Genomic DNA, 18,791 nt, shown 5'->3' with positions numbered 1-18,791 from the left:
GGCCCCGAAATCGGCCGAAAAGGGGCCAATCCGGATGTGACGATGCACCTCAGCGGCGCGCCAGCACCGCCCGCGCCGCCTCCCACCGCGCCACCGGCACCCGGAACGGCGAGCACGACACGTAGTCGAGCGCGATCTCCTCGAAGAAGTGGATCGACTCGGGGTCGCCGCCGTGCTCGCCACACACCCCGAGGTGGAGGTTCGGCTTGGTGTCGCGGCCCAGCCGGGTGGCGAGCCGGACGAGCTCACCGACGCCCTGGACGTCGATCGACTCGAACGGCGAGATCGGCAGGATGCCGCGGTCCCGGTACGTCGGGAAGAACTCCGCCTCCACGTCGTCGCGCGAGAAGCCCCACGTGGTCTGGGTGAGGTCGTTGGTGCCGAAGGAGAAGAAGTCGGCGTTCTCCGCGATGCGGTCGGCGGTGACCGCCGCCCGCGGCAGCTCGATCATGGTGCCGACCGGGATGCTCAGCTCGACGCCACGCTCCACCGCGACCGCCGCGACCACCTCCTCGAGCTGGTCGCGGACCATCCGCAGCTCCCGCTCGCTGGCCACCAGCGGCACCATCAGCTCGGGCCGCGGGTCGTCGCCGAGGTCGATCCGGTCGGCGGCCGCCTCGGCGACCGCGCGCGCCTGCATGGCGAACAGACCCGGTACGACGATGCCGAGCCGGACGCCCCGCAGTCCGAGCATCGGGTTCTGCTCGTGCAGGCGGCGGACCGCGACCAGGAGCTCGTGGCCGTGCGGGTCGTCGACGCGCCGCTCGTCCTCGATCGCCACCCGGACCGCCAGGTCCGTGAGGTCGGGGAGGAACTCGTGCAGCGGCGGGTCGATCAGCCGGATCGTCACCGGCAGCCCGTCCATCGCGGCCAGGATGTCGCTGAAGTCCTGCCGCTGGAGCGGGAGCAGCTTGCGCAGCGCCGCCGCCTGCTCGTCGGCGTCCCGGGCGACCACCAGGTCCTCGACCAGCTCCCGGCGCTCGCCCAGGAACATGTGCTCGGTGCGGCACAGCCCGACCCCGCCGGCGCCGAACCGCCGGGCGCGGGCGGCGTCCTCGGGGGTGTCGGCGTTGGCGCGGACGCCGAGGCGGCGCAGCGCGTCGGCGTGCTTCAGCAGCCGGCCCACGCCCGCCGCGACCGGGTCGTCGACGTGCTCGCCCTCGAGGTAGCGGACCACGTCGGAGTGGCCCACCGGCACCTCGCCGAGGAACACCTCGCCGGTGCCGCCGTCGATCGAGACCACGTCGCCCTCGGCCACCTCCGGGCCGCCGCGGATCCGGAACCGGCGCTGGTCGAGGTCGATCGTGATCGCCTCCGCGCCGCACACGCAGGTGCGCCCCATGCCGCGGGCGACCACCGCGGCGTGCGAGGTCTTGCCGCCGCGGGCGGTGAGGATGCCGCGGGCGGCGACCATGCCCGGCAGGTCGTCGGGGGCGGTCTCCTTGCGGACCAGGATCACCTCCTCGCCGCGCTCGGCCCACTCCACCGCGGTCTCGGAGTCGAGCACCACGCGGCCGACCGCCGCGCCGGGCGAGGCGTTCATGCCGGTCGTCACCGGCCGCCGGGAGCGGTCCGGCTCGAAGCGGGGGAACATCAGGCTGGCCAGCTGGTGCCCGGTGACCCGGCTCAGCGCCTCGTCGAGGTCGATCAGCTCCTCGTCGACCATGTCGACCGCGATCCGCACCGCCGCCTGGGGAGTCCGCTTCCCGACCCGGGTCTGCAGCATCCACAGATGGCCGTCCTCGATGGTGAACTCGAGGTCGCACATGTCGCGGTAGTGGTGCTCGAGCACCGACATGATGAGCCGCAGCTCGTCGTAGGAGGCGCGGTCGATCCCGGCCAGGTCGGCCAGCGGGACCGTGTTGCGGATGCCCGCGACCACGTCCTCGCCCTGCGCGTTGGCCAGGTAGTCGCCGTACACGCCCGTCGCGCCCGTCGCGGGGTCACGGGTGAAGCAGACGCCCGAGCCCGACGCCTCGCCGCGGTTGCCGAAGACCATCGCCTGGACGTTGACCGCCGTGCCGAGGTCCTCGGGGATCCGCTCCTGGCGCCGGTAGAGGGCCGCGCGCGGGGTGTTCCAGGAGTCGAAGACGGCGTGGATCGCCAGCCGCAGCTGGTCCCGCGGCGCCTGCGGGAACGGGTCGCCGGTGTGGTCCTCGATGATCGCCTTGAACTCGCCGACGAGCACGCCCAGGTCGGCGGTGACCAGCTCGGCGTCCGAGGCGACGCCGCGGTCGGCCTTGAGGGCCTCGATCCGCTCCTCGAACCGGTCGGACGGTACGCCGAGGACCGTGCTGCCGAACATCTGCAGCAGCCGCCGGTAGGAGTCGGTGGCGAACCGCTCGTCGCCGCTCTGCTCGGCGAGGCCGACCACCGAGTGGTCGTTGAGACCGACGTCGAGGACGGTCTCCATCATCCCGGGCATCGAGAACTTCGCCCCGGACCGCACCGAGACCAGCAGGGGGTCCTTCGGGTCGCCGAGCCGACGGCCCATCCGCCGCTCCAGCGCCCACAGGTGCGCGTCGACCTCCGCCTCGAGGCCGACCGGCTCCGACCCGTGCTCGAGGTAGGCGCGGCAGGCGTCGGTCGAGATGGTGAAGCCGGGCGGCACCGGGAGCCCGAGCCTGGTCATCTCGGCCAGGTTGGCGCCCTTGCCGCCGAGCAGGTCCTTCTGCTCCTTGCTGCCCTGTGCGAAGTCGAAGACGAACGTACCCATGCCCCGAGCCTGCCCGTCTTCGGAGGCGGGCGCGAGGGGCGATGGTCCCGAGCGGACGGCGTCCGATGAGTCCTGAGGGCTCTCGGGGTCGGACTAGGGGAGAAACCCGATGGAGAGTGTCCATGCTCGCTGGGAGAGTCGAACCATGCACCGACAGATAGCTGGCCGGCTGACCGGCCCCGTGACCAAGTGGTTGGTCCTGCTGTTCTGGCTCGTGGCATTCGTGATCTTCGGCAGCCTCTCGTCGAAGCTCATCGACGTCCAGAACAATGAGGCCTCCTCCTGGCTGCCCTCGAGCGCCGAGTCCACGGAGGTGGCCAACGAGTTGGCGGACACCGTCGACCCCAACAACATCCCGACGCTGGTCGTCTACTCCAGCGACTCCGGGCTCACCGCCGCCGACCGCGGCGAGATCGACGCCCAGGCGGCCGAGCTGGCCACCATCGACGGCGTCGTCGAGGGCAGCGTGCTCACCCCCGAGCAGGCGGCGCAGGCGGGCTTCCCCGCCGAGTCCGCCGACGGCGAGGTCGCCGTCACCTCGCTCACCTTCAACTTCGGCGCCAACGGCTGGAACGACATCCCCGACGCGGCCGCGGAGGTCCGCGACATCGCGCAGATCGACGGCGTGACCGTCCACCTCGCCGGGTACGGCGGCCAGGCCGCCGACGCCGCCGAGGTCTTCGAGGGCGTCGACACGACGCTGGTCCTCGGCGCCCTGACCGTCGTCGTCATCATCCTGCTCTTCACCTACCGCAGCCCGATCCTCTGGGTGCTGCCGATCTTCAGCGTGGTCGTCGCCTACACCGTCTCCGGCGGGGTGGTCTACCTGCTCGCGAAGTACGCCGACCTCACCGTCAACGGCCAGAGCCAGGCGATCCTCGGCATCCTGGTGATCGGGGCGGGCACGGACTACGCCCTGCTCCTCGTGGCCCGCTACCGCGAGGAGCTGCGACGCCATGACGACCGGCACGCGGCGATGGCCGTGGCGCTGCACCGCGCCGCGCCGGCGATCCTGGCCAGCGCCTCGACCGTGGCCGCGGGCATGCTCTGCCTGCTGATCGCCGACCTCAACTCCACCGCCGGCCTGGGGCCGGTCAACGCGGTCGGCATCGGCGTCACATTCCTGGTGATGGTCACCCTGCTGCCGGCGCTGCTGGTGATCTTCGGCCGGTGGATGTTCTGGCCCAAGCGGCCGGCCTTCGGCTCGCACGAGCCGAACACGACCGGCCTGTGGGCCAAGGTGGGGGGCGCGATCTCCCCGCGCCCACGCCGCGTCTGGCTGGTCACCACCGGCGTGCTGCTGGTCGCCTGCCTCGGCATCCTCAAGATCGACGCCGGCGGGATGTCGACGGAGGACACCTACACGAAGGAGTTCGACGCGATCGTCGGCCAGAAGGTGCTGGTGGAGCACGGCCTCGTCGACAACTCCAACACCCTCCAGGTGGTCGCGAACACCGACAGCATCGGCGACGTGCAGCAGGCGGTGGCGGCCGTGCCCGGCGCCGGCGACCCGACGGACCCGCAGCCGATCTCCGACTCGCGGTCCTACTTCGAGGCGACCGTCGACGCCGACATCTCCTCGCAGACGGCGTACGACATCGTCGGGCAGAGCCGTACGGCGGCGCACGGCGTCGACGGCGCCGACGCGCTCGTCGGCGGCGGGTCGGCGTTCTACCTCGACACCAAGGAGGCGGCCAACCGGGACAACCGGGTGATCATCCCGACCGTGCTGCTGGTGGTGCTGCTGATCCTGATCGGGCTGCTCCGCGCGCTGGCCGCGCCACTGATCCTGGTGGGCACGGTGGTCCTGTCCTTCGGCGCGGCGATGGGCCTCTCGGCGCTGGTGTTCGACTACGTGGCACCGCTGGTCACCGACCACTGGCCCGAGGGCGTGCAGGTCGATCCCGGGTTCCCGCTGTTCGCCTTCGTGTTCCTGGTGGCGCTCGGCATCGACTACAACATCTTCCTGATGACCCGGGTCCGCGAGGAGACCGCCACCTACGGCACCCGCCAGGGGTCGCTGATCGCGCTGAGCTCCACCGGCGGCGTGATCACCTCGGCGGGGATCGTCCTGGCCGCGACCTTCCTGGTGCTGGCCTCGATCCCGTTCGTCTTCCTGGTCGAGCTGGGCGTCGCGGTCGCCCTCGGCGTACTGCTCGACACGATCATCGTCCGCTCGGTGCTGGTCACCGCGATCAACCTCGACCTGGGCGGGAAGATCTGGTGGCCCAGCGCCCTGGACCGCAAGCCGCCGGTCACCCCTCCGGCGGAGGCGGCGCCGGAGGGCGTCGGGGTGGGCCAGCCCACCCCGGTCGGGGCCGACGACTGAACTCGCCCTCCGCACCCTCCGCCGCCCCGGCTGCCACCGCGCGGTCGGGGCGGCGGGGTGTCTCGGCGTGGTCGCGCCGGATCGGGGGCGGGGTCGTGTGCCCCAGACAGCGGTAGAGCGGGGTCTCAGGCACACGACCGCGTTCCGGCGCGCGGCACCGGCACTCGAAAAACAAGAAACCCCCAGGTCATCCCTGGGGGTTTCGCTGTGCGCGAGGGGGGAGTTGAACCCCCACGTCCTTTCGGACACACGGACCTGAACCGTGCGCGTCTGCCTATTCCGCCACTCGCGCTCGTGTGGTGAAGCGCCTGAAGGCTAACCCAGTCCGGGCCCCGGACCCAAAACGGGGACCCACTCGGCGCAGGGGGAGGCTCTCACGGTCTGGCGGGGATGCCGGAACGGCGAGGGCTGCCCCGATACGATCGAGCGACCGATCGGACCACTCCGGGGCTGTACTGGCACACTCCGGGGCGGTCCAGCACGCAGAAACAGACCCCGACGCCGGAGTCGGGAAACGGAAGGGGGTGCCCACCGTGGGAGGACTGCAGCGTTTCGAGGAGCGACTCGAGCGGGCCATCTCGGGCATCTTCGCCCGCACCTTCCGCTCGGCCGTGCAGCCGGTGGAGATCGCCGCCGCACTCCAGCGCGAGCTGGACAACAAGGCGCAGATCATCTCCCGCGAGCGGCGGATGGTGCCCAACATCTTCCACGTGGAGCTGTCGGTCGGCGACCTGGAGCGGATGGCGCCGTACACCGGCACGCTGGCCGACGAGCTGTGCGACCAGCTGCGCGACCACGCCGACCAGCAGGGGTACGTCTTCCCCGGTCCGGTCCACGTCGACTTCGAGCGCGCCGAGGACCTCGGCACCGGACGGTTCCGCGTGCTCAGCAAGGCGGAGGCGGCGGTCACCGACCGCACCCGCCCCGACCGCTCGGGACGCCCGAGCCGCGCCGTCCTCGAGATCAACGGCGCCGAGCACCCGCTCTCCGCGCCGGGCGTCGTCGTCGGCCGCGGCAGCGAGGCGGACCTGCGGATCAACGACCCCGGCGTCAGCCGCCGCCACGCCCAGTTCCTGATCAGCCAGACCAGCACCGGGCAGGGCCCGGTGCAGATCGAGGTGCACGACATGGGGTCCACCAACGGCATCCGGGTCGACGGTCAGAAGGTCACGCGGGCGGTGCTGCGCGACGGCTCCCGCGTGCAGATCGGCCACACCGACATCACCCTCCGCCTCCACGAAGGCGGCGCCGGTGCCTGAGCTGACCCTCTTCCTGGTGCGCATCGCGTACCTGGCGATCCTGTGGATCTTCGTGCTCTCGGCGATCTCGGTCATCCGCTCGGACATGTTCGGCGCCCGGCTGCCCAGCCCCGCCGCCGCTCCCCCGGCGCCCCGCGCGACCAAGCAGAAGACCACCCCGCGCAAGCGCGGCACGCCCACCCACGTCGCCGTTGTCGACGGCCCCAACGCCGGCATCACCGCCGACCTCGCCGACGCGCCGATCCTGATCGGGCGCGGCAACGACGCGGCCATCAAGCTGGACGACGACTACGTCTCCACCCGCCACGCGCGGATCGTGAACAGCAACGACCAGTGGCTGGTCGAGGACCTCGGCTCGACCAACGGCACTTATCTCGGCACCCAGCGGATCACCCAGCCGGTCCCGGTGAGCCTCGGCTCCCAGGTCCGGATCGGAAAGACGATCGTGGAGCTGAGGAAGTAGTGACCCACCCCGATCCGACCGCTGCCACGCCGGCGGCCCCGAAGACTCCCGCGGGTCCGCTCCGGCTCCGCTACCACGCCGTCTCCGACGTCGGCCGGGTCCGCAAGGACAACCAGGACTCCGGGTACGCCGGCCCGTGGCTGCTCGCGGTCTGCGACGGCGTCGGCGGCGCGGCCCGCGGCGACATCGCCTCCAGCACCGCGATCGGCGAGCTCCGCCAGCTCGACGAGCCGCCCGGCGGCATCGACCTGCTCGCCCGGCTCAGCGACGGCATGCACGAGGCCCACGACTCCATCGGCAGCCAGGTCGACCACGACCCGGCGCTCAACGGCACCTCGACCACCGCCACCGTCGGGCTCTTCGACGGCCAGCGGCTCGCCGTCGGCCACGTCGGCGACTCCCGGGCCTACCTGCTCCGCGACGGCGAGCTCTCCCAGCTGACCAACGACCACACGTTCGTGCAGTCGCTGATCGACGAGGGCCGGATCACCGAGGCCGAGGCGCGGGTCCACCCGCACCGCAACCTGATCCTCAAGGCGCTCGACGGCCTGCACGAGGTCGAGCCCGACCTGTTCGCGCTCGAGCTGGTCCCCGGCGACCAGCTCTTCCTGTGCAGCGACGGCGCCTGCGGCGTGCTCGACGACGACCGGATCGCCCGCATCCTGCGCGGCTCCAGCCCCGAGTTCGCCGCGGTCGAGATGGTCCGGGCCAGCCTGGACGCCGGCAGCTCCGACAACGTCACCTGCGTCGTCGCCGACGTGATCACCGCCGAGCAGGCCGAGGCCGACCCCACCGTCGCCGCCCTCCAGCCCGAGGTCGTCGGCGCCGCAGCCGAGCTGAAGCGGCGGATGCCGCGCGCCCTGTTCCGCGGCCACCGCTCCGGCGACACCGGCGAGCTGGAGCCCGTCGACGCCGAGATCCCCGAGGGGATCGACTTCGTCATCCAGGCCGACCCGCCGGTCGACCCCGAGGCCTACCGCTACGCGCCCCGCGCCCCGCGCCGCTACGCCTGGGCCCGCCGCCTGCTGGCCCTCGCGCTGCTCGTGGGCATCGGCTGGAGCCTGGTGGCCACGGGCTACTGGTGGACCCAGCGGCAGTACTACGTCGGCGAGTCCGACGGGTACGTCGCGATCTACCGCGGCGTCGACGGCCTGCCCCGCATGTCCAGCGTCTACCAGACCAGCGACCTCGCCGTGGACGACCTCTCCGAGGAGGCCCGCCTCGACGTCGAGGGCGGGATCGCCGCCGACAACCTCGAGGACGCCGCCCAGACCGTCAACCGCCTCGCCGAGCGGATGGTCGGCGACGACACCGACGACACCGAGGGCCCCACGCCGACGGCACCCACCGACGTACCCTCCGACGAGCCGAGCCAGGGCTGACCGGGGCGACGACGATGCAGTCCAACTCCTCCCTGATGGGCTTCGTGCACCGCCGCCGGCGGGGCGCGGAGCTCTTCCTGCTGGTCATCGCGCTCGCGGTCGGCATCGGCGCGTACGCCGCCGTCGGCCTCGGCGTGGACGGGGAGGTGCCGACCAACCTGATCGGGTACGGCGGCTGGCTGACCGGCCTCATCATCGCCGCCCACGTGACGGTCCGCCTCGTGGCCCCGTACGCCGACCCGGTGCTGCTCCCCGTCGTCGCGGCGCTCAACGGGCTCGGCCTGGCGATCATCCACCGGCTCGACCTGGCCGTCGACACGGCCAACGCCAGCCGCCAGCTGGTCTGGATGAGCCTCGGCGTGGCGCTCTTCATCGCGACGCTGGTGCTCATCCGCGACCACCGGATCCTGGCCCGCTACACCTACACGTTCGGCCTCGCCTCGATCGCGCTGCTCCTGCTGCCGATGCTGCCGGTGATCGGCAACGAGGTGAACGGCGCGCGGATCTGGATCCGGATCGGCCCGATCGGCTTCCAGCCTGGTGAGGTCGCGAAGGTGCTGCTGGTGCTGGCGTTCGCCAGCTACCTGGTGCAGCACCGCGACGCGCTGGCGCTGGCCGGGCGCCGGTTCCTCTTCATCGACCTGCCCCGCGGCCGCGACCTCGGCCCGATCCTGGCGATGTGGGGCATCAGCCTCGCGATCCTGGTGCTGCAGAAGGACCTCGGCTCCAGCCTGCTGTTCTTCGGCCTGTTCCTGGTCATGCTCTACGTGGCGACCGAGCGGCCGGGGTGGCTCTTCGTCGGCGGGCTGATGTTCCTCGGCGGCGCGATCGCGGCGTACGTGGCGGTCCCGCACGTGACGCAGCGCGTCGACATCTGGCTCGACCCGTTCGCCGACCGCAACGGCGACGGCTACCAGCTCGTGCAGAGCCTCTACTCGTTCTCCTGGGGCGGCCTGATCGGCCGCGGCCTGGGCCAGGGGATGCTCACCATCGGCTCCGGCGACTCGGTCCACCTGCGGGTCCCCGAGGCCCACAACGACTTCATCATGGCGGTCATCGGCGAGGAGCTCGGCCTGACCGCGGTGATGGCGGTGCTGCTGATGTACGGCCTGATCGTGGAGCGGGCGCTGCGCGCGGCGCTGATCGCCCGGGACGGCTTCGGCAAGCTCGTCGCGACCGGCCTCGGCACCGTCATCGCGATCCAGGTCTTCGTGGTCACCGGCGGCGTCACGCGCCTGGTCCCGCTGACCGGCCTGACCACCCCGTTCCTCTCCGCCGGTGGCTCCTCGCTGGTCGCGAACTGGGTGATCATCGCGCTGCTGCTGCGGATCTCCGACAGCGCGCGCCGCCCGGCACCGCAGTCCGCGGCGGCCGAGGACCCCGACCAGTTCGCCACCCAGATCGTGAAGGTGGTGGACCGATGAACAAGCCGATCCGCGCCGTCTCGATCTTCTCGCTGGCGCTGTTCGTGGCGCTGATGGTCAACGTCACCTACATCCAGTTCTGGAAGGCCGAGGACTACAACACCGATCCGGCCAACGCGCGCGCCGCGGAGGCCTCCTTCGCCCGCGAGCGCGGGCTGATCCTGGTCGGCCAGGACCCGGTGGCCCGCAGCAAGCCGGTCGACGACCAGTACAAGTACCTGCGCGTCTACCCCAAGCCGTTCCAGTACGCCCCGATCACCGGCTACCTCCAGCTGGGCAGCCAGACCGGGATCGAGCGCTCCCAGAACGCGATCCTCTCCGGCGAGGACCCGCGGCTCTTCGTCAACCGCCTCGTCGACCTGCTGCAGGGCGACTCCAACCAGGGCGGCAACGTGGTGCTGACGATCAACCAGCGCGCCCAGCGGATCGCCTACGAGATGCTCCAGGAGACCGTCGGCCCGGAGGGCGAGGGCTCGGTGGTGGCCATCGAGCCGAAGACCGGGCGGATCCTGGCGATGGTCTCGCTGCCGACGTACGACCCCAACGAGCTGGCCAGCCACAACGCCGCCGAGCGGACCAAGGCCTACGACCGGCTCGAGGCCGACGAGAGCGAGCCGCTGCTCAACCGCGCGATCCAGACCCGGCTCTTCCCGGGCTCGACGTTCAAGGTCGTCACCGCCGCCGCCGCGATCGAGAACGGCCTCTACACGATCGACGACAACGTGCCGTCCGGCGCCAGCTACCAGCTGCCCGGCACCACCGGCGAGCAGAACGTCGTCGACAACGAGGGCCGCTACCTCTGCAACTCCGAGGAGATCTCCTTCGCGACCGCGATGGCCCAGTCCTGCAACACCGCCTTCGCCAAGATGGCCGTGGAGCTCGGGCCGGAGAAGATGCGCGCGACCGCGGAGGCGTTCGGCTTCAACAGCGACTACCTGCTGGACCTGCCCGGGCAGGCGCAGTCGGTCTACCCGAAGTCGGTCACCGACGTGATCGACGGCGAGGAGCAGCCGCCGCGGGAGCTCAACGACGCCGAGACCGCCCGCACCGGCTTCGGCCAGTTCGACGTGCAGTCGACGCCGCTGCAGATGGCGATGGTGGCCGCGGCGATCGGGAACCGCGGCACCCTGATGCGCCCCTACGTCGTCGAGGAGGTGCAGACGGCGGACTACCAGACGCTGGAGACCACCGACCCCGACGAGCTGCGCCCGGCGATCTCGCCCGAGACCGCCGCGCAGGTCACCGAGCTGATGGTCGACACCGTGGACGCCGGCACCGCGTCCCCCGCCGCGATCCCCGGCGTCGACGTCGCCGGGAAGACCGGCACCGCGCAGCGCGGCATCGCCGGCGCGCCGCCGTACGGCTGGTTCATCTCGTTCGCGCCGGCGGGCAACGCCCAGGTCGCCGTCGCGGTGATGATCCAGGAGGCACCGGGCAAGGAGATCGCGGGTGGCCAGCTCGGCGGCCCGATCGCGAAGGCCGTGATGGAAGCAGTGATGGAGAAGTGACCGACAAGTTCGTGGACCCGGCCCACCGTTACCGGCTCGACTCCCGGATCGCCACCGGCGGCATGGGGGTCGTCTGGCGCGCCACCGACATGCGGCTGGGCAGGACCGTCGCGGTCAAGGTGCTCAAGAGCGAGTACGCCGACGACTACACGTTCCGCAGCCGCTTCGAGACCGAGGCCCGCAGCGCCGCCGCGCTGCACCACCCGGGCATCGCGGGGATCTTCGACTACAGCGCCGAGGGCGCCGACGACACCGGCAACGCCCCCTTCCTGGTGATGGAGTACGTCGACGGCGAGCCGCTCTCCGCGCTGCTGGCGCGCTCCAAGGAGGCCGGCCGCCCGGTCAACCCCGACGTCGTGCGGGACCTGATGGCGCAGACCGCCGACGCGCTCGCCGTGGCGCACACGGCCGGCATCGTGCACCGCGACATCAAGCCCGCGAACCTGCTGATCACGCCCGACCGCAAGGTCAAGATCACCGACTTCGGCATCGCCCGCGCGGGCGACGCCACGGCGATCACCCGCACGGGCGCCGTGATGGGCACGCCGCAGTACCTCTCCCCCGAGCAGGCGCGGGGCAGCTCCTCCACGCCGGCCTCGGACGTCTACAGCCTCGGCGTGGTCGCCTTCGAGTGCCTGGCCGGGTTCCGCCCGTTCGAGGCGGAGACCCCGGTCGCCACCGTGCTGGCGCACCTGCAGAAGCCGGTGCCGGACCTGCCCGAGTCGGTGCCGGCGGACCTGGCCGCGGTGGTGCAGCGCGCGATGGCCAAGGAGCCCGCCCAGCGGTTCTCCGACGGCGCGACGTTCGCCGCGGCGCTGCGCGACCCGAGCCGCTTCCTGCCGCCGCCGGCCACGGGCGCGATCGACCCGACGACCGCCGTGCTGCCGGCGACCGGCGTGCTCCCGGCCGCGGGGGCGATGGCCGCGGCCGGCGACGCCCCGGTGCCCGACGTCGGTCACCTCGACCCGGTCGAGGCCTACGAGGGCACGGAGGAGGACGACGAGGGCGGCGGCTTCCGCTGGGGCATCCTGATCGCGGTGATCCTGATCGTGCTGGCCGCGATCCTGGGCGCGATCCTGCTCTTCGGCGGCGGCGGCGACGAGCCCGAGCCGACCCCCGAGACCTCCTCGGCGACGGAGTCGCCGACCACGGAGTCGACCACGCCGACCGAGCCGACCACGACGGCCCCCACCGAGCCGGCCACCGTCACCATCAACGCCGACGACTACATCGGGCAGGACTTCCGGGCCGTCGAGGAGCAGCTCTCCGCGCTCGGGCTGAGGGTCACGCTCGTCGAGCAGGACAACGACGGCAGCCACACCGCGGGGCAGGTCACCGCGGTCACCCCGTCCGGAACCGTCCCGGAGGACACCCTGGTCACGGTCACCTACTGGGGCGCCGCGCCGCCCCCGACCACGGAGGCGACCACCACGGCGCCGACGACGGAGGCGACCACCACGGCGCCGACCACGGAGGCGACCACGCCGACCGACACCACCACGAGCGCTGAGGAGGGTGATCAGCCTTGAGCACCGGACCGACCGATTCCGGCACCGTGGGTGGTCGATACCAGCTCGGCGAGCTGCTCGGCCGCGGCGGGATGGCCGAGGTCCGCAAGGGCGTCGACGGACGGCTCGGCCGCGTGGTGGCGGTCAAGCGGCTGCGCACCGACCTGGCCAGCGACCCCACGTTCCAGGCCCGGTTCCGCCGCGAGGCGCAGTCGTCGGCCTCGCTCAACCACCCCGCGATCGTCGCCGTCTACGACACCGGCGAGGAGCCGTCGGACGACGGCACCGCGATCCAGCCCTACATCGTCATGGAGTACGTCGAGGGCCGCACGCTCCGCGACGTGCTCCGCGAAGGTCGCAAGATCCTCCCCGAGCGCGCGCTGGAGATCACCAGCGGCGTGCTGTCGGCACTGGACTACAGCCACCGCGCCGGGATCATCCACCGCGACATCAAGCCCGGCAACGTGATGCTCACGCGGGCCGGCGACGTCAAGGTGATGGACTTCGGCATCGCCCGCGCCATGAGCGACGCCGCCTCCTCGATGACGCAGACCGCGGCCGTGGTCGGCACCGCCCAGTACCTCTCCCCCGAGCAGGCGCGCGGCGAGACCGTCGACTCCCGCTCCGACGTCTACTCCGCCGGCTGCCTGCTCTACGAGCTCCTCACCGGCCGGCCGCCCTTCGTCGGCGACTCCCCCGTGGCGGTCGCCTACCAGCACGTGCGGGAGCAGGCCGAGAAGCCGTCGGCCCACGACCCCGACCTCGCCCCCGAGATCGACGCGATCGTGATGAAGGCGCTGGCGAAGCGGGTCGAGGACCGCTACCAGTCGGCGGCCGCGATGCGCACCGACATCGAGCGCTACCTGTCCGGCCGGCCGGTCTCGGTGGTGCTGCCTCCGACCGCTCCGACGCCCGCGCCCGACCCGAACGCCGACACCGCGGTCCGCACCGCCGTGCCGACCCCGACCCCCGAGGACGACCACCGGCGCACCCGGTTCGCGCTGTGGGCCGTCGTCGCCGTACTGGTCGCGGCGCTGCTGGCCACCGCGTTCATCGTCTGGCCGAAGCTCTTCCCCGAGCGCGAGCCGGACCTGCGGGTCCCCGACGTCTTCCGGATGACCGAGGCCGACGCCCGCGACGCGATCGGCGACGCCGGCCTGCTGGTCGGCGAGGTGACGCTGCGCAACAGCGACGACATCGACGCGGGGCTGGTCATCGAGCAGGACCCGGAGGGGCGCGACTACGTCCCCGCCGACACCGAGATCGACCTGGTGGTCTCCTCGGGCCCCGGCGAGTTCTCGCTGCCGACCGTGACCGACCTGAAGACCAAGGCCGCCATCAACCGCCTGGTCGAGGCGGGCGTGGCCCGGCGCAAGATCTCCCAGTCCTCCTGCGACACCGACGAGCCGCAGGGCGTCGTCGTGGAGCAGACCCCGCGCGGCGGCACGCAGGTCACCAAGAACGACACGGTCGACATCTGCATCTCCGACGGCCCGGAGGAGATCCCGAACGTCCTCGACCAGCAGCAGGACGTCGGCGAGGAGTCGATCAAGCAGGCCGGCTTCAACCCGGTGGTGCGCGACTACTCGGGCGAGACCGACGCCCCCAAGGGCACGATCGTCGACCAGGTCCCCGCCGGCGGCCAGACCCGCGACCAGGGCACCGACGTCGTCATCTTCGTCTCCACCTACGAGGAGCCGAAGGACCGGGACGGCGACGGGCTGAGCGACGAGGAGGAGAAGGCGTTCGGCTCGGACCCGAAGAAGGCCGACACCGACACCGACGGCCTCGACGACCTCGCCGAGCGGGAGGCGGGCACCGACCCGAACAACCCCGACACCGACGGGGACACCGCCCGGGACGGCCCGGAGGTCGACGCCGGCTCCGACCCGCTGGACCCCGACAGCGTGCCGTGGAACCTGGACGGCGGCGGGCAGACGGACGGCCGGCGCGGTCGGAACTGACGGTCGCCCGAGCGGTGTCCGTGGGGCGCCGCGTCACATGGATTCTTGTCGCTTCTCGGCTGGAACCCCGACCAGGATCCATGTGACGCGGGCCAGCGGCGGTCAGCCCAGCGGCTCGGCGTACCGCATCTCGTGGACGCCGGTGAACGCCGGCGCCTCCACGTCGGCCTCGATCCTCATCGCCCAGCCGATCGCGATCGCCGGGTCGGCGGCGTCGGTCCGGTAGCCGGTGACGAGCGGGTCGGCGGCGATCGCGGCCGACAGGGTCGTCGGGTCGCCGACCGCCTCGATGACGTACGGCTGCGGGTAGGGCACGCCCTGCAGCTGGACGGCGTTGCCCTCGCACTTGATGCCGGTCGTGCTGACCACCCGCTGGCCGGCGATCGTCACCGCGGAGGCACCGCCGAGCCAGAGCGCGTTGACCACGGCCTGGATGTCCTGCTGGTGGACGACGAGCCGGTTCAGGTTGAGGTCGGTGCCGGCGCGGATGGCCTCGGCCAGCACGTCCTCCGGCGAGTCCGACAGGGTCACCGAGACCCCGGGGCCCCGCCGCGCCTCCAGGCCGGCCGGGTCGCGCAGCTCGGCGATCTCGCCCTGGGCGCGGGTGACACCGGCGGCACTGACGTCCCCGGTCAGCGACTCGACCTCGTCGGCGAGCGCCTGGCGCTCGGCCTCGAGGGCCCGGTACTCGGCCGCGTCCGCCTCCGCGACGCTCGCCAGGTCCGTGTAGCGGCCGGGGCGCAGGTCGGTGCCCTCGCTGTCGACGGCGGAGGTCACGAAGAGCGCGCCGGAGAGCAGGATGACCACCGGCGTGCCGATCCGCCAGGCCTGCGAGCGGCGGTTCGACTCCGGTGAACGGTGGCCGTGCGACTCCTCGGCATGGGCACCCGTCATACTGACTAGGGTAAGGGCGGCCCCCAGGCCGCCCGGGCACCCCTCCCTGCACGGAGAGCCGCCCACCACCGAACAGCATCACCACTCGAACAGCACCACCCAGCACAGCCGAGGAGCACCCCGTGGCCAAGTCGTCCCGCCTGCCGAGCTTCCGCAAGGAGAGGGACGCCCTCGATCCCGAGCGCGGTCCGGTCCTGACCCCGCGGTTCGTGATCGCGCTGGTGCTGATGGCGCTGGGCGTCGCGTGGATCGTCTTCACCTACCTCGGCGTCCGCCCCGACGGCGGCTGGGGCTCGATCAACCTGGAGACCGGCGAGACCAACCCCGCCTCCGGCCCCTCCTTCATGCAGGACCTGGAGGACTGGAACTACCTGATCGGCTTCGGCCTGATGTTCCTGGGCCTCTTCGTCTCCGCCCACCCCTCGACCCCGCTGGGCCGGGGCCGCGGCGTCGTGGTCGGCATGCTCGGCTGCTTCCTGGTCGGCCTGGTCTGGATCTGCTGCTACTACATCTTCCTCACGGGCACCGACCCGGCGGACATCCCGGTCTTCAACGACCTCGGCCAGAAGAACCTCTTCGTCGGCATCGGGTTCATGGCGGTCGGCTTCGCCTTCGCGACCCGCTGGGAGTAGGCCGAACAGGGGCTGGGGGCGCGCCGAGACGGGGCTCCGGGCACGCCGAGACGGGGGTTGCGACCAGAGGGTCGCGGCCCCCGTCTCGCATTTCGCCCCCAGCCCCGGCTCGGCCTGCCCCCAGCCCCGGCTCGGCCTGCCCCCAGCTCCGGCTCGGCCTGCCCCGATCCCCGGTTCGCGGGCGGGTTGTCCACAGAGTTGTCCACAGGATGGGGAGGACTTACACGGATGTAGTTCTCCCCAACGATTTCCACAGCTGGGGATGAGTTACACACGTGTAGTTCTCCCCAGGTGTGGATGAATCTGGGGAGAACCCGCGGTCGGCACGGCAGAAGCGGCGCCGCCAGGGGTCAGTGCAACAGCTTCTTCTGCACCTTGCCCATGGCGTTGCGCGGCAGCGCGTCGACGAAGACCACGTCGCGGGGGCGCTTGTGCCACGAGAGGCGGGTCGCGACGAGCTCCGTCAGCGCCTCCGCGAGGCCCGACCCGGTCCCCTCGGCCGGGACCACGAAGGCGGTCACCCGCTGCCCCAGGTCCGGATCCGGTACGCCGACCACGGCGACCTCCGCGACACCGGGATGGTCCATCAGCACGGCCTCGATCTCGCCGCTGCCGATGCGGTACCCGCCCGACTTGATCAGGTCGGTGGAGGCGCGCCCGACGATCCGGTGGAACCCGTCCTCGTCGCGCGCGGCGATGTCGCCGGTGATGAACCAGCCGTCGGCGGTGTGCGCCTCCGCGGTCGCCTCCGGGCGGCCCAGGTAGCCGGAGAACAGGGTCGGACCGCTCACCTCGAGCTGGCCGATCGACGCGCCGTCGTACGGGACCGGCTCGCCGGTCTCCTCGCTCACGATCCGGGTCCGCGTGGCGCCCACGGGCAGCCCGACCCAGCCGGGGCGCCGCTCGCCGTCCGCGCGGGTGCTGAGGGTGATCATGGTCTCGGTCATCCCGTACCGCTCGATCGGCCGGTGCCCGCTCAGCGCCGCGAGCCGGGAGAAGACCGAGACCGGCAGCGGCGCGCTGCCCGAGACGAGCAGCCGGGCGCGGGAGAGAGCGCGGGCCGCGGCGGGCTCGGCGGCGACCCGCCCCCACACGGTCGGCACGCCGAAGTACATCGTCCCCCGGGCGGCGGCGTAGGCCGCGGGGCTCGGCCGCCGCGTGTGGTGCAGCGGCGAGCCGAACCGCAGCGGGCCCAGCGTGCCCAGGATCAGGCCGTGGGTGTGGAACAGCGGCAGGCCGTGCACGAGCGCGTCGTCGCCGGTCCATCCCCAGGCCTCGGCCAGGCCGTCGAGGCCGGCGGCCATCGCCGCCGTGGTCAGCTCCACGCCCTTCGGGGCGCCGGTGGTGCCCGAGGTGTAGAGGATCATCGCGACCGCGTCGGGGTCCGCCGACCCGGACGCCGACGCCGACACCGACCGGGACGCCGACGCGGCCGGCACGACCGGCGGCAGCCCCACGCCGGGGCGGTCGGGTCCCGACCAGGCGACGGCGCGGCTGTCGCGGAGGATGTGGGCGACCTCGGCGGGTCCGGCGTCGGGCGGCACGGGGACGACCGGGACCCCGGCCGAGAGGCAGCCGACGACGGCGACCACGGTGTCCAGGGACGGCTCGGCCAGCACCGCGACCGGACCGTCGGCGGCCAGACCGGCGGCGAACCGGCCGGCCGCGTCGACCAGGTCGCCGCGCGACAGGACGTCGTCGCCGACCCGGACCGCGACGGCGTCGCGCGCCCGGGCGACGTCGACCAGCGAGGTGAGCAGCGGGGTCACGGGCGCCGCTCAGCCGAGCATGGCGACGCGGACCGCCGCCGCCGCGCCGAGGACGACCACCAGGACGGCGATCGCCGCCCACTGGACCGTGGCGCGACGCGGACCGCGGGGGGCGTACGCGAGCGCGGCGGCCACCAGCGCGCCGCCGATCAGGCCGCCCAGGTGGCCCTGCCACGAGACGTTGGAGACCACGAAGGTCAGCAGGACGTTGATCGCGAGCCAGCCCCAGATCGCGGAGACGTCCGCGCGGGCCTTGGTGCCGATCACCAGCAGCGCGCCCATCAGGCCGAAGACCGCGCCGGAGGCGCCGAGGGTCGACTGGTACTCGTTCGAGAGCCACAGCACCGCGACGGAGCCGGCCAGCGCGGAGACGAGGTAGAGCGCGAGGAACCGGGCGCGGCCGAGCACGTGCTCGAGCTGCGGGCCGAGGAACCACAGGGCCAGCATGTTGAAGCCGATGTGCCACGGCTGGACGTGCATGAAGGCGCTCGTGATGAGCTGCCAGTAGGCCCCGTCGGCGACGCCCGGGTACCAGCGGCCGTCACCGATCGCGTCGCAGACGGTCTGGGTGCCGATGCCCGGGTAGTAGGCGCCGGGGTTCGCGACCGAGGTGCACTGCCCGACGGGCGTCAGCGCCAGCAGGTCGACCAGGCGGCTCCGGGCGCCACCGGTGACCATCACCGCGACCCAGACCGCGACGTTGATCGCGATCAGCATGATCGACGTCGACCCCGGCTGGGACGAGCGGATGCCGCCGTACGTCGTGCGGCCGGCGCGCGTCGCCTTCGCGCCCTCGGCGACGCAGGAGGGGCACTGGAACCCCACGGCCGCCTCGTTCATGCAGTCCGGGCAGATCGGCTGGCCGCACCGCTGGCAGCGGATGTAGGACTCACGGTCGGGGTGCCGGTAGCAGGTCGGCACCCCGGCCGTAGGTTCCGTCATC

The 18,791-nt window shown here is 72.4% G+C and carries 13 protein-coding genes and 1 tRNA gene; 9 read left to right on the top strand and 5 right to left on the bottom strand.

All coding sequences use genetic code 11. The features are described from left to right. Positions 1-49 precede the first annotated feature (49 nt). Positions 50-2,716, bottom strand: coding sequence for a pyruvate, phosphate dikinase (ppdK, locus tag ABLM29_RS02330; RefSeq protein ID WP_349712041.1), 2,667 nt, complete (start codon positions 2,714-2,716; stop codon positions 50-52). A 181-nt stretch (positions 2,717-2,897) separates the two neighbouring features. Here ppdK and ABLM29_RS02325 point away from each other — a divergent pair, with 181 nt between their 5' ends. Next, on the top strand, positions 2,898-5,045 hold the full coding sequence (locus ABLM29_RS02325) for an MMPL family transporter (RefSeq protein ID WP_349712040.1): 2,148 nt from the start codon (positions 2,898-2,900) through the stop codon (positions 5,043-5,045). Positions 5,046-5,253: 208 nt separating this feature from the next. On the opposite strand, the gene ABLM29_RS02320 is transcribed toward ABLM29_RS02325, so the two are convergent. Next, positions 5,254-5,337, bottom strand: a tRNA-Leu gene (locus tag ABLM29_RS02320). A 241-nt stretch (positions 5,338-5,578) separates the two neighbouring features. Here ABLM29_RS02320 and ABLM29_RS02315 point away from each other — a divergent pair. The 7 genes from ABLM29_RS02315 to pknB all read left to right on the top strand — a co-directional run bounded on the left by ABLM29_RS02315 (position 5,579) and on the right by pknB (position 14,553). Beyond that, positions 5,579-6,304: an FHA domain-containing protein gene (locus ABLM29_RS02315; RefSeq protein WP_349712038.1), complete on the top strand. Its 726-nt coding sequence runs from the start codon at positions 5,579-5,581 to the stop codon at positions 6,302-6,304. Continuing rightward, positions 6,297-6,767, top strand: coding sequence for an FHA domain-containing protein FhaB/FipA (locus ABLM29_RS02310; protein ID WP_349712037.1), 471 nt, complete (start codon positions 6,297-6,299; stop codon positions 6,765-6,767). Before ABLM29_RS02315 ends, ABLM29_RS02310 begins: the two co-directional genes overlap by 8 nt. Next, positions 6,767-8,149, top strand: a complete 1,383-nt coding sequence (locus ABLM29_RS02305) for a PP2C family protein-serine/threonine phosphatase (protein WP_349712035.1) — start codon at positions 6,767-6,769, stop codon at positions 8,147-8,149. Before ABLM29_RS02310 ends, ABLM29_RS02305 begins: the two co-directional genes overlap by 1 nt. Positions 8,150-8,163: 14 nt before the next feature. Continuing rightward, positions 8,164-9,573 carry an FtsW/RodA/SpoVE family cell cycle protein gene (locus ABLM29_RS02300; protein WP_349712033.1) on the top strand — a complete coding sequence of 470 codons (1,410 nt, stop codon included), beginning with the start codon at positions 8,164-8,166 and terminating at the stop codon, positions 9,571-9,573. Next, positions 9,570-11,081, top strand: a complete 1,512-nt coding sequence (locus ABLM29_RS02295; RefSeq protein ID WP_349712031.1) for a peptidoglycan D,D-transpeptidase FtsI family protein — start codon at positions 9,570-9,572, stop codon at positions 11,079-11,081. The genes ABLM29_RS02300 and ABLM29_RS02295 overlap by 4 nt, the downstream gene beginning before the upstream one ends. Further along, positions 11,078-12,610, top strand: a complete 1,533-nt coding sequence (locus ABLM29_RS02290) for a protein kinase domain-containing protein (RefSeq protein ID WP_349712029.1) — start codon at positions 11,078-11,080, stop codon at positions 12,608-12,610. The genes ABLM29_RS02295 and ABLM29_RS02290 overlap by 4 nt, the downstream gene beginning before the upstream one ends. A 71-nt stretch (positions 12,611-12,681) precedes the next feature. Further along, positions 12,682-14,553, top strand: a complete 1,872-nt coding sequence (gene pknB / locus ABLM29_RS02285; RefSeq protein WP_502889148.1) for a Stk1 family PASTA domain-containing Ser/Thr kinase — start codon at positions 12,682-12,684, stop codon at positions 14,551-14,553. 102 nt (positions 14,554-14,655) lie between these two features. On the opposite strand, the gene ABLM29_RS02280 is transcribed toward pknB, so the two are convergent. After that, positions 14,656-15,447 (bottom strand): DUF881 domain-containing protein, encoded by a 792-nt coding sequence (locus ABLM29_RS02280; RefSeq protein ID WP_349712025.1) that lies wholly within the window; start codon positions 15,445-15,447, stop codon positions 14,656-14,658. A gap of 122 nt (positions 15,448-15,569) precedes the next feature. Between ABLM29_RS02280 and ABLM29_RS02275 the strand changes: the two genes are divergently transcribed. Further along, a complete protein-coding gene (locus ABLM29_RS02275; protein WP_349712023.1) occupies positions 15,570-16,079 on the top strand; it encodes a cell division protein CrgA in 510 nt (169 codons plus the stop codon). Positions 16,080-16,429: 350 nt separating this feature from the next. Here the strand turns inward: ABLM29_RS02275 and ABLM29_RS02270 are convergent, their stop codons facing one another. Then, positions 16,430-17,848 (bottom strand): AMP-binding protein, encoded by a 1,419-nt coding sequence (locus ABLM29_RS02270; RefSeq protein ID WP_349712021.1) that lies wholly within the window; start codon positions 17,846-17,848, stop codon positions 16,430-16,432. 9 nt (positions 17,849-17,857) lie between these two features. Beyond that, positions 17,858-18,790 carry a rhomboid family intramembrane serine protease gene (locus ABLM29_RS02265; RefSeq protein WP_349712019.1) on the bottom strand — a complete coding sequence of 311 codons (933 nt, stop codon included), beginning with the start codon at positions 18,788-18,790 and terminating at the stop codon, positions 17,858-17,860. Between the last annotated feature and the right edge of the window lies 1 nt (position 18,791).

This window comes from Nocardioides sp. YIM 152588, from assembly GCF_040191335.1.
GTDB lineage: Bacteria > Actinomycetota > Actinomycetes > Propionibacteriales > Nocardioidaceae > Nocardioides.
The sequence above is the reverse complement of the archived record's forward strand: the minus strand, read 5'-3'. Positions and strand labels throughout refer to the sequence as shown.